Annotated in this window: 6 protein-coding genes; 2 read left to right on the forward strand and 4 right to left on the reverse strand. The window is 37.4% G+C overall.

Translation table 11 applies throughout. The features are described from left to right. Position 1 precedes the first annotated feature (1 nt). Genes CWC30_RS02720 through CWC30_RS02735 form a run of 4 tightly spaced genes read right to left on the reverse strand, consistent with a single transcriptional unit; the run spans position 2 to position 9,989 of the window. Positions 2-3,187 (reverse strand): type I restriction endonuclease subunit R, encoded by a 3,186-nt coding sequence (locus tag CWC30_RS02720; protein WP_138626358.1) that lies wholly within the window; start codon positions 3,185-3,187, stop codon positions 2-4. A gap of 2 nt (positions 3,188-3,189) precedes the next feature. Continuing rightward, positions 3,190-7,083 carry an esterase/lipase family protein gene (locus CWC30_RS18350; protein WP_171034675.1) on the reverse strand — a complete coding sequence of 1,298 codons (3,894 nt, stop codon included), beginning with the start codon at positions 7,081-7,083 and terminating at the stop codon, positions 3,190-3,192. A 3-nt stretch (positions 7,084-7,086) separates the two neighbouring features. Beyond that, positions 7,087-8,352: a restriction endonuclease subunit S gene (locus CWC30_RS02730; protein ID WP_138626359.1), complete on the reverse strand. Its 1,266-nt coding sequence runs from the start codon at positions 8,350-8,352 to the stop codon at positions 7,087-7,089. Beyond that, entirely contained in the window at positions 8,352-9,989 is a 1,638-nt protein-coding gene (locus tag CWC30_RS02735; protein ID WP_138626360.1) for a type I restriction-modification system subunit M, read from the reverse strand. The genes CWC30_RS02730 and CWC30_RS02735 overlap by 1 nt, the downstream gene beginning before the upstream one ends. Before the next feature lie 229 nt (positions 9,990-10,218). On the opposite strand from CWC30_RS02735, the gene CWC30_RS02740 reads away from it, so the two are divergent. Both CWC30_RS02740 and CWC30_RS02745 read left to right on the forward strand, forming a co-directional pair. Then, on the forward strand, positions 10,219-10,374 hold the full coding sequence (locus tag CWC30_RS02740; protein WP_138626361.1) for a hypothetical protein: 156 nt from the start codon (positions 10,219-10,221) through the stop codon (positions 10,372-10,374). 53 nt (positions 10,375-10,427) lie between these two features. Beyond that, positions 10,428-11,774 (forward strand): hypothetical protein, encoded by a 1,347-nt coding sequence (locus CWC30_RS02745; protein ID WP_138626362.1) that lies wholly within the window; start codon positions 10,428-10,430, stop codon positions 11,772-11,774. Positions 11,775-12,136: the final 362 nt, after the last annotated feature.

Consider the following 12,136-nt stretch of genomic DNA (forward strand, 5'->3'; position numbering starts at 1 on the left):
TTTAATGACAATAAACACTCTGTCCTTGACCAGGGTATTTCTCAAATATATGCATATAAACTTCGCTACATTTTTTAGGCCATAATTCGTCGTCATATGATTCAGGTAAGCTATCGAGCACTTCTTCAATCATATTCTTAACTCTGGCTTTTGTGCGTTGTTTTTTCCGCCAATCAATCACCAATAACTCTAGAATCTTTTCCGTCAGTTCCTTAGCAATCTCTTTAACTTGCTTACGCTCTTTTTCATCCAATGGTGCATCTTGAATCATCAAGTCATATACCGCTAACTCTTCCTCAGAAAGCCCTTCACGCACGGTACGCTTTTCTTCATGTTCAAGCTCATCAATAAAGTCTTTCAAACGGTTAAAGAACTCTTCTGCGGTATAAGCACCCAAGTTGTACTCTTCAACAAGCTCTAAAAACTTTTGCTGGAGATCTTTGCGGGCTTTATTTTTCAGTACCATAGGTTGAAGCTTGCGCTCTATAATGTTCTTCAACCGTTCGGCATCTGATTGCTGTGGCTTTTCAATTTTTGCCACCATGGTTGCTAAGGCATCAAAATCGATTTCAGCAATATTGATAGGATCAGGTAAATTGCTTTGGATCTTGATTGTAGAGATTGAGTCATCTAGCAAATCATTTACTTGATTACGAACGACATCTAACACATCTTCATCATCAATTGATAAACCTGACTTCAAACGCATTTGCGTATAAATAACGTTAATTGCAATACGGTATGGTACATACTCATTTGCACTGTCGTCTGGCAATATAGCTTTAAAGATACGATTTATTTGACGCACATATGCAGTAAACTCTTCTTTATTCTTGGGTTCAAGTAAGGTCTCGCTTGCATTGTCGAGCATAGCTAGTTTGGTAAAGCCATCAGCTGGTGCTTTTACGATACCGTTGATATCGATATCTTTAGAGTTTAAAAATACTTGTAATTCATTAATGGCAATGCCTAGCGCTGAGACTAATTCAGACTTATCTTGTGCTGGGCTATCAATCTTATAAGATGCAGCACCTTCAGCAACACCACCACCATATAAACCTAGCGCTTGTTGGAGAGAGCTAAAAATATTTATGTAATCAACAATCTGACCAGCTGATTTACCTTCATAAACTCGGTTGGCACGGGCAATGGTCTGCATTAGTGTATGACTTTTTAATGGTTTATCTAAATAAAGTGTCGAAACTGATGGTGCATCAAAACCTGTAAGCCACATGGCGCATACAAAAACAATCCGTAAATTATCCTCAGGGTCTTTGAACTTCTCGTCTAACTTATCTTTTAAAAACCTTTCTCTATGAGGCTTATAATTTAGACCTTTTTTAGCCAAACGTTCATCATCATTTTGCCCACCAGACACAACAACTGCCATGTCTACTGACTCCATATGTTTAATCTGAAATTGAAGCTTATTCAGTCGGCTCCCTTTCGCATACTTGGCCTGTGTTTTTAAGCTTGTTAGTTTTAACTTCCAAGCATCCTGAACCTTGTCGTACATCTTAATTGCAGTGGCTTTATCAATCGACACAACCATCGCTTTACCTAACATGCCATCTGAAAAGGCTTCACGATTTATATAATGATCAACCAAATCTTTAGCTATCGTTTCTAAGCGGTCATCACGAGTGATAATGTGGTAAGACTTTGCAAATTCATTTTCAAGTCTTGCTTCTTGTTCTTCTGTTAAATCAGCTTGGTCAAGAATTTCTGCAATATCACTACCTATGTCATCGTTAGAAAGTGCAACTTCAGGGACTCTATTCTCATAGTAAAGAGGAAGTGTTGCACCATCATCAACCGCATCAGCAAAGTTATAAACACTTATATAGTCACCAAATACTTCACGGGTTTTTGCTTCGCCTGCTAATAATGGCGTGCCTGTAAAAGCCATAAATGACGCATTCGGCATTGCATTACGCATATTCATTGCAAGTGAGTCATATTGGCTACGGTGAGCTTCATCAGTAATAACAATAATATCGTCACGCTCTGACAAAACAGGAAAATAGCCTTTTTCATCACCTTTAAATTTTTGAATCAAGGTAAATACAAAGCGATGATCTTGACCTAATAGCACTTTTAATTCTTTGCCGGATTCAGCTTGGCAGTTCTCTGTCACTATACCCGCAGCACTAAAGGTTTTATAAATTTGATCATCTAAATCAGTTCTGTCTGTCACTAGAACAAACGTCCAGTTACCTGTGAACTTTCTGAATGCTTTTTTACAGAAAAACACCATAGAAAAGCTTTTACCACTGCCTTGAGTATGCCAAAACACACCGAGTTGACCTTCACGCTCTTTAACGCTCTTTAAGCCCAGCAGCGCTTGGTTTACCCCTAGATATTGATGGTACTTAGCGATAATCTTAGCTGTCTGTTTACCCTTAACAAATAAAACATAGTTTTCAACTATATCGAGAAAACGGTTTTGCTCGCATACACCACGTATCACAACCTCTAAGCTAACTCTTCGTTCTTCTTTTTCGCTTTCAATTTTTTTCCAATCAGCAAAATGCTCCCACTGACTAGATATAGAACCCACTTTGGACTGAACACCATTAGAAAGAATGATTATTTGGTTAAAGATAAAAAGTTGAGGAATGTTATTACGGTAGTCGGCTAAATTATTCTTATATGCCGTAAGAAGGTTTTTGTGACTTGCTTTTAATTCAACAAATAACAAAGGCAAGCCATTTACGAAACCTAATAGATCAGGGCGGCGTGTTTCAACCTCGCCCGATATTGTCATTTGGTTACAAAGCAAAAAGTCATTTTCAGTTACATCATCCCAGTTTATATAACGAACAATACAATCTTCTTCTCCCTCAGCATCAGTCGTGTAAACATATCCTTTTTTTAACAGTTCATAGACTTCTTTGTTTGCCGAAATAGGTGTCATAGCACTTCTATCTCGTGCAATCTCATCTATTGCTTCTTGAATTATAAACGGGCTAATACCTAAGTTAAGTCTAACTAACGCAGCTCGAAGCCTTGCGAACAACACAACATCATTGCGTGTTTCTCTACCGAAAAATAAAGAGTTGTTATTTAATGACTCATCATTTAAAGAGCCAAAAACCTCATCCCAGCAAGTTGCTGTTTCCCAGTTTAATTCTGAAAATAGATTTATTGCGGGTTGTTCGACTAAAGCATCTTCCGTGTATGTCATGATTAACTCCTTAACATCTGCTCTTCAGCGTCGCGTTTTTCTTCATATTTAATTTGATGGTCAATATTCTCTATGAAGCCAATCGCCCAATTTCTCACTTTGATATTTGCATGATTCATTAAAGGTTGAAGTATCCTCTTATCAGCCTCTAAATATGGGACTAAAGACCCTGACCATGATCTACTTTCAAAATTTGCAGATATTTCATTGAGAAATGGTTTGCAATCAGAAAATTCAGCTAATAATTGAATCATCAATGGGTTTACGACACGTTCTTCACCGTCTGAGGTAAACATTGAAATAGCTCTTGCTACTATGAGGAGCGCAATTTCATCCCGACACCAGTTAACAACCACATCCGACTCTAAGATATCAAAAACACTCTTATTTCTTTCTTTATATGATTTACCACTACCTAGCAGGTCAATTAGGCTGTATGGTTTAATAACATTACCATCGATAAACTTATCAGCTATTTTAGGCCAGATATCGTTGCCATGTAACTCAAAAGCTTTATAAAAAGCATCACTTAAGTAATCCCATAGATCAGAGTAATCGACTTCATTTTTGCCAACTTGATCAATAATATGTAAACATAAATCGAATGCAAACCCTGCATCTTCAGACTTCAACAGTCGTTCGACAGAATTTAACCAATGGTAACTATCTGAATAGCGAGCCTTATCTTCTTTTTTAAAAGAAGCATTAAGAACTAGGTGGGTTAAGGCAGGTGTCAACTTATTGAATTGAATATCGTCACGACCATGTGTGTACATGTTCACAATATCAAGAGCAACCCAAACGCCTGTAGGATCAATTTTACTCAATGACATACAAAACTGAGCTATTTCATCCTCTTTTAGATTATCTGTAACACTTCCATAAGCTAGCATTAATGTCGAAGCACTTGATAATTGATTATTTTTAATTAAATCAACTAATGTATTCAAATGAGATGGTTCGATTTTTCCTGTACATATTGAAATTGGGTAATATTGAACTAAAGACTCATCAGCTCCTATTAGCTCTATTGCTTTAAGCCATTCATTTGAATTTTTGATGTAAAGTCCATTCAAAAAGCCAGCAAAAAACTGAGTGTTTGCATTTTTATTTTTTCTAAAATAATCAAACAGTTCAGCTAACAAAAATTCATAGTCTTCTGACTCAATTACTAGATACTTTGCAAAAACCCAACTTTGTTTTTGCTCAGGAAAAGTCATTAATAACTCAAAATGTTTCACTATTTCAGCATGATTGCCTTTGAGCTCTGAAGATAATTTTTTTGCATCTTCAGCCGCCATATCTATATAACGGCCGTCATCACCTTTTACATGATCTCTAGATGGGTTTAGAACAATTAATTTAAGTTTTTCTTCAATGTTACTTTCATCAGGGGATAATAACTTTTCCCAAGATCTTAAAAAGTCAATTTGTTCCTGATTCATGCCTTTGGCATCAAATTGCAAAGCATGAATTATCGATTGAGCAGCGGAAGGCCAGTATTTATCTGTTAGCTCAATAGTTTGCTTAATAAAGCAGTCCAGTTGTTTTGCAATATCATATTTAATTAAGCCCCTTATTTCATGACCAAAGGCTTCCTTAACTTTTTCTACCAAATGTCCACGTTCAATAATTTGGAGTAATATACCTAATAACGATTGCCAATAATCATAAATTTCTTGATACTTTTTCGGATGCCACTCTTTAAGCTCAGGTTTTGTGCCTTGGATCTCTGCACCTCGTGTTCTAGTAAAACCTGATGTGCTCATTGAATTGCTAATAGCCCCAATTATTACAACATCTGCATTCTCTTTATCTAAGGAAAATGCTTTATTTATAATATTCAGTCTTTGGTCAAAATCTGCCTCAGTACCAGATAATTGCAAACGAAACAGCTGCGAAAATTGTCCTAATGCATTATTACTATAATTTTCATTTTCAAATTGTGCTAATTTGAATAAACACCATGCACTTTTTTCAAAGCAAGATTTGTGAAAAATAAGCATTTCTAGTGCCCAGACAAAGTTTCGTCGAACATCACCTTTAATATCAGATATTTCTTTGTCAGATAGAGAGGAGAATACTCGAAATAATAAATCGCTGGTTACAGCTGGGTTCACCTCAACCAATGCACGGAATAGTCTCGAACCCTTTTTGCTTAACAACAATTCCGCTTGACCAAAAGGGCTGCATTTCTCGCATAATCGACCTACAAACTCACGAACTTTTTCGGACGAATCTAAGTATTTTATTTGTGTACAAAAACTACCAATTAGGCTCTCAGGTAAAGAATGAATTAAACTTTCTAATTCATCGTGAATATTATTATCCCACCACATCGACGCTAGGTGAATTGCTAGGGGCTTAGGCACAATGCGGGCATAACGTCCTACTCTATTAATAATTCTTCTTCGTTCAAATTGGTTAACTACTTGACCAAATATTTCCCTATCAGAATTTGCGACTTGAATAATATAGTCTGCTTGTTCAATCCCTTCAGCTTCAATACCAAAAACATCAAAGAGTGAACAAACCTGTAAAATTCGTTTTTGTTCAGCCGTAAGCTGACCATCGCCATTAATCAGTTTATCGGCAAAGTCACGCTCTGTTAGTTCTGGACTTAAAACTCCTTCATCTCGGAACCTTTCAGCAATTAATATCCCCAATAACGGATAACCTTCAACAAAAGATACAATCCTGCCTATTTGAGTTTCATCAAATTGAGGTAACATTGGCTTTATCAGTTTAGTAACAGAGTCATCATTAAGTTTTGTTAAATGAATATGAGGCGAACTAGTTACTTCATCATCATAAAAGTTAACCGTTATTACTCTTAAATCTGATTCAGTGTTTCTTATTTCTGTTGCTAAATAGTCATGTAAGCTAACGGAGCAGTGTTCGATCACAATTAAGCCAAAAGCACCATTCCTAATTGCCTGTTTAACATTCAACTTAACTTCATGTTCATATGAACTTGCTTTAAAAACTAAAATATTGTCTTCTGATAACTGTTCCTCTCGATTAATGTATTCCGTTATCAATCGAGTTTTACCTAAACCTGATAAGCCTGTTATTCGAACAATAGAACCTAGATTGCTTAATGATTCTTGCAATGAATTAAGGGCACTTGATCTAATAGTATCGGCTACAAAAGAGTGGTTATGTCTTCTTCCACCATCATGTAAAAGCCAACCTCTATAGTTCTCTGAGGAACTATTTTTATACTTATCCAAAGAATTTCGATTAGAAATAAATTCAACAACTTTCTCTACAACAGTTGAATCCGAATTTATTGGTTTCGCGATAGAACCATGATTTGTACCTTTAATTGTAAAACTATTATTCGAGTAACAGAACCTTGAACTTGCAGCTGAAACAACATCCTCGGTTTCTGCAACTAAATTGAGAATATCAAACTTTTTGTGGTAATCGTCATACAGCCAATTGTCATTTATCTCAACGAGTTCAGTAGAGTTTAGAGTAAGTGACTTTAGGTGCTTATTTCGCGGGTTGATGACCTTTCCAGGGATTGCAAAGCCCGACCCATTATGAGGAACATCTAAAAAACATATTTTGGAAATGTTATGACGAATTTTTTTAATTTCTAACCTTGCAAGTAGTTTTTTTATAACAATGCCACCGTTGCTATGTCCGATTAAAACAATCTCATCGTTTTCTAGATTACAGCGTTTTTGAAGATTTAAAATAAGTGCTTCAGCAATATTAAATAATGATGGTGCGCTTTTCCAAAAGAGCCATTTTGACGGCGACTCATAGTCTAGATGGTCAATTTGAAAACCCTGACCAAGTAATTCTTCCAAAAATGCAGGAAACTGACCCCATGTTTTCTTAGGGTTGCCGCTTAAACCATGTATAAAGAATACAAACTTAGCCATACTTTATTCCTTTAATTCAATTTGTCCTGAGATTAGCTTTGGCAGTAGCATATCGCGTTGTTGTTTAAGGTTTTCGTTTCTTTTAGAGAGATTAAAAATACTCTTAAACATTGGCTTAACTAAACCTGTAAACTCTTCCATAACTTCTTTCGGTGGTACGGCAAGTAAATACGACGCAAAACTGTCTGGGTGTACACGTTGTCGGCCTGTAGCACCAGTCATACTTTTGATTGCATGTTCGCGGAAATTGTTGCTCCGAGAAAGTAAATAAATAAACTCCGAACTTAAATCTTCACTCTGTCGTAATACAATAAATTCAGTTGAACCAAAACCTACAGGTTGCTCTGACTCTAAAAATTGAACATAGCCTGTTTTACCATTTTGTAGGCAAGGAGTAATGCGAGCAAATAATGTATCACCGTTAATAAACTTAGCTCCGCTATTACCTGTTTTTTTAATAATGTCACTAATTACCATTGAAGATTCAGATAACCCGCTCATACCTACAAAAGGCTTTTCTCCATCTTTAGAAAGTTTGGTGCGTGGGTTAATTGTAATGGCGTCCGCCGCTGCCTTAACCTCCCATCCATCAGGAATCTGGCCTAGTGGTGAATCAATAAGCTTAGCATTACCATCAGCATCAAGGTTTTCTTTATGCCCTGGGTAACGGAAGTTAACAAACCATTCGCGATAAAGCGATTGCGCCATATCTTCTAAGATAGCGATACGGCGGTTGTTGTTTTCGATTAGGTTGTCGTAATTTTCAAGTTTGCTAGCAATAGATTCTTGAACTACGAAGTTTGGGAGCGCAAATTTAAACCGTTTAATGGCATCTAATGTAATACTTGCTTGGCTGGCTGCCCCCTGAGCTGTTCCTATTATATATTCCTTAAAAACATCACTCCGTAACAAGTAGTAAAGGAAGCCAATATGAATATCTTTATTTGGTATTATTTTTACTGCGTTTTGGTTAAGTAACGAACCGTCAACAGTCCTTGGAACTCTAATTGTTTTACCTACGACGGACGCTGGATTTGACGGCCAAGACCCAACACTCTGTATAACAACATCACCAAAAGCCAAACTGTAACGAGAATATTGTTCGCCTAGCTCAACTGGTATTTTTACCAAATTATTAGGGCATATTGAATCTTCAGTAAAGTCACTTACTTTTACAATTTTACGGCCACTATCAACGAACCATTTGCTTTTAAAAGCAAATCCTTTCTGAGTAGAAATGTAGTCACCTAGAACAGCATTTGATTCCATTATACTGCTCCAAGGACTTTTACTACATTTTCTGAGATTGACGCTTCTAATTCATGCGCTTCTGCATTTAATATTTCTAATTCTTCTTGAAATGCCTCCAACTTAGCAGCAAAGTCTTCATCATGTTCTCGTTCACCTTCGGCAACGCCAACATAGCGACCAGGATTTAAGCTGTATCCTTGTTCAATAATTTCGTCTTTAGATGCCACTTTACATAAGCCAGCGATATCTTTATAAGACATTTCACCACTGTCGTTGGCGAAGTAATCTCCGAGATTAAACTTTCCATCGTTACCAGCATCAGGGTGTGTATCTAGGTAGGTGTTATCAATATCCTGACCACGGTATAAGCGCACAATGTTGGCTATAAAGTTTAGTTGCTCACTGGTGTAATCACGAACAGCACGAGTCACTTGGCGGAAGATATGGCGCGCATCAATAAACAATACTTTGTCTTTGTTGTGTGCAGGTTTGTTTTTATCTAAAAACCAAAGCGCACATGGCAACGTTACGGTGTAGAAAAAGTTACTAGAAACTGCCACCATGACATCAACCGCATCATCTTCAATTAGCTTTTGACGTATTTCTTGCTCTGAGCCACGGGCATCACTTGCAGAGTTCGCCATGACAAAACCTGCACGGCCCTTTGCGCTGAGTGCAGTATAAAACATTTGAATCCAAAGATAGTTACCGTTGTCGTTACGCGGCATACCATAAGGGAATCGATGTTTATCACCTTCTAAACGGTCTTTTTGAATTTCATTAACGTTAAACGGAGGGTTAGCCATTACGTAGTCAAACTGACCGTGTTGTTTACCGTCTACAGCTTCTCCTTTAGCCAACTCAAACGGATCTTCGTAATAAGAGTTACCTTCTCTGATATCACCTTGCAATCCATGAACAGCTAGGTTCATTTTAGATAATCGAACCGTGTCACCTGTTTTTTCTTGACCGAATACGGAAAGTACATCCGAAGCATTCTTATTATGACTCGCAACAAAGTCGGCGGAACTGACAAACATACCGCCGCTACCACAGGCTGGGTCAAATACCTTACCGTGGTAAGGTTCAATGACTTCAGTGATTAAACTAACCAGAGCTGATGGCGTAAAGAACTCCCCCCCACCTTGGCCTTCCGTTTTAGCAAATTCATTGAGGAAGTATTCATAAATTCGTCCAAAAATATCGGAGCCAAGGCTGAAGTCGATATCGTTAAAGTTTTTAAGCAAACTTTTAAGCATATCGCTCTCAAAACGAGTATAGGTTTTAGGTAAGGCGTCTTTAATAGCCTCATTATCAGCCTCTAATGCTTTCATTGCATTATTGACGCTAACACCAATATTTGAACCTTCAGGTAAGTTTAATAAGTTTGAGTAAAGCGCTTCCTCAGGCACATACATTGCACCTTCCGCTTGGATTTTAGATTTGATATCACCACCGCCACGGCGACGAGAACTCGTTTGCTCAGCAATTTTATTCTTTGCTTGAGTAAATCGATATTCGGCATATTTGAGAAAGATTAAACCTAATATTGGGCGGGAGTATTCTTGAGCCGTTAAACCTGTGTTTGCACGTAATGAGTCAGCAGCTGACCACAAACGTTTTTCTAATTCTTCAATTTTTTTAAAATCAGCCATAATTCCTGAGGCCCTATTGAGTCCTAAATAATATTTATTTAGTGTATCAAATTACAAGGATTGAGATATTAATTCTTTGTTCTAATTTAAGAAAGCCATTATCAATAAATTAGGAAGATGTCATTTTATTACAATAGTAAAAAATTGCGCCACTTGATTCCTGTTCCGAAACTCAGGTTTAGTCGATTATTGTCTACGAAGTTGATTCACAACTAACTAGGAGAACATTATGACTTCAAAAGTAAATGCTAAACCATCAACACCAATGACACCACAAGCGGCACAACGAATTCAAAGCGCTACAGCTAGAGCAAATGGCGGCAGTGTACCTAAAGGCAGTTTTGCGGCACGAGCAACTAGTAGCGCCGCAAAAAATAGTAAATAATGGCGAGGGGCACTGCCCCTCTTTCAAAAGGAATTTTTTTAGGGTTTAAATTAATGACGACTATCAATGAGTCTTATCCAAACATTGGGTATGTTTTAAATCGTCTGGCTGATATTGCCGACACCAAGTCATTAGCGACTAAGGGAAAGAGCCGTTTTCGCAAGGAAGAAGACTTAGCATCCAGAAAGTCTATAGATCCAACACTGATTGGAGAGTCAGTGCGGCACTTATTTTATGAGCCAATCTCCAAAGTTGTTACAGATAGTTTCGCACAGTTTTTCTCCGACAGTATTTGGATGGGGTTAAATAACTACGTCGAGATCATTAAGCGTGTGCCAATGGAAGGAGTAGCACAAGAAAAAGTTGCTTACATGCTAAATAAGCACCTAGTTGTTGAAACACTTGCCAGTATCATTTGGAAAGTAGGCGTTAATCAAATGCCAACCAATACAGTGCCTAGCTTTTATTGTGATAATTACCCTATCAAAGCCCTAATCGCTTTTTATGAAAGCCAACAAACACTTCCTGAAAACGATATAAAGCGATTCTTTGAAGGCACTGACAGGACAGTTCGAAAATGGCGAAGTGGTGAAGAACTTCCTAATATAGGTAACTTAACTCTGCTGGCTCAGTGGACATCGTTATCAAATTCAGATGCAATTGATGAAGATAAGGAAACCTTGTTTTTGACAAGGTTCATAGATTCATTTCATAGAAAAACACACCATCAATTTGTAAACGATTTAAAAGATGCTGTCGTTTGGCGGTTGCATCATAATCAAGAGCCTACATTAGATTTTGGGCAAGTATTTCATCAGTTTTATATCAATGAGATAAGCTCAGCGAATCTATATAAACTATCTGCTGAAGGTAATGAGCTACACAAGTTGTTAAGGCGCTCTTCAACTAAACCTCTGGGCAGCCTTGTTGATTATTCAGCACGCTTAGCTTCCTTACAAAAATCTATTGTAGAGCATAACCTGAATGATGAGTTGCAATATCATCAAGACTGGCTCAAGGGACGATTACTGGTACTAAGTGGTGAAATAGAAAAAGCACTTGAACACTACGTTATTGCTGTGGAGTCATCACTGTATAAATCAGGTGAAAACATTCGTAATTTATTAAAAGAAGCGCTATCTGTTGCAGCTATCCAACTCAAGCCCCACAAACCAACCTTAAAGAAACTAAAAAGCCGAGCATTAACGTTTTGTCCCAAAATCATAGAACCTCATCTTAGAGCGTTGCCAGTAATGATCAGCAATGAAGATATTAATGACTGGCGCTTTTGGTTTGTAATGCGTTTTCCAAAATCAGGGTGGTTTGATGAAGGAAAGTCATTACTTATGCAGCGGATGGAAGAACTTGAGCTTAAGGAAATAGCAGAAAAATGTGGATGAAACGTTTTTAACTAGCGTTGTAATATGTGATAGCAGAAACTTTGCTAAACGTCTGAGGTTGATGAAACTAAAACCCGCAAAGAGCGATTAATTCCCCTTACAGAGTCTCTAAATATTGTTGAGGTCATCATAGAAGGGGAAGCAATTGAAAGACACTCAACAAAACCGATTTGGCGTAAGTTATGGGCTGCATGTGATCAGTCATTGGCTCACCGAGTTAGGTCGCGTATTTATCTTTGCGACAACCGCAGCAATTATACTGTCATTTGTTAATCAACCTCAGATCTGCATAAGAATTAAAGCCGAGTCACTTTTATACTCGGCTTTTTAGTTTGAAAAGTATAGGCTATTAATCCAGAAAT

This window comes from Pseudoalteromonas sp. S4741 (assembly GCF_005886135.1).
GTDB classification, from domain to species: Bacteria; Pseudomonadota; Gammaproteobacteria; order Enterobacterales; family Alteromonadaceae; genus Pseudoalteromonas; species Pseudoalteromonas tetraodonis.

What these genes read in the sequence shown, in the direction of transcription:
- CWC30_RS02720 (WP_138626358.1), bottom strand. Translation starts at nt 3,187, where the DNA reads ATGACATACACGGAAGATGCTTTAGTCGAACAACCCGCAATAAATCTA.
- CWC30_RS02740 (WP_138626361.1), top strand. Translation starts at nt 10,219, where the DNA reads ATGACTTCAAAAGTAAATGCTAAACCATCAACACCAATGACACCACAA.
- CWC30_RS02735 (WP_138626360.1), bottom strand. Translation starts at nt 9,989, where the DNA reads ATGGCTGATTTTAAAAAAATTGAAGAATTAGAAAAACGTTTGTGGTCA.
- CWC30_RS18350 (WP_171034675.1), bottom strand. Translation starts at nt 7,083, where the DNA reads ATGGCTAAGTTTGTATTCTTTATACATGGTTTAAGCGGCAACCCTAAG.
- CWC30_RS02745 (WP_138626362.1), top strand. Translation starts at nt 10,428, where the DNA reads ATGACGACTATCAATGAGTCTTATCCAAACATTGGGTATGTTTTAAAT.
- CWC30_RS02730 (WP_138626359.1), bottom strand. Translation starts at nt 8,352, where the DNA reads ATGGAATCAAATGCTGTTCTAGGTGACTACATTTCTACTCAGAAAGGA.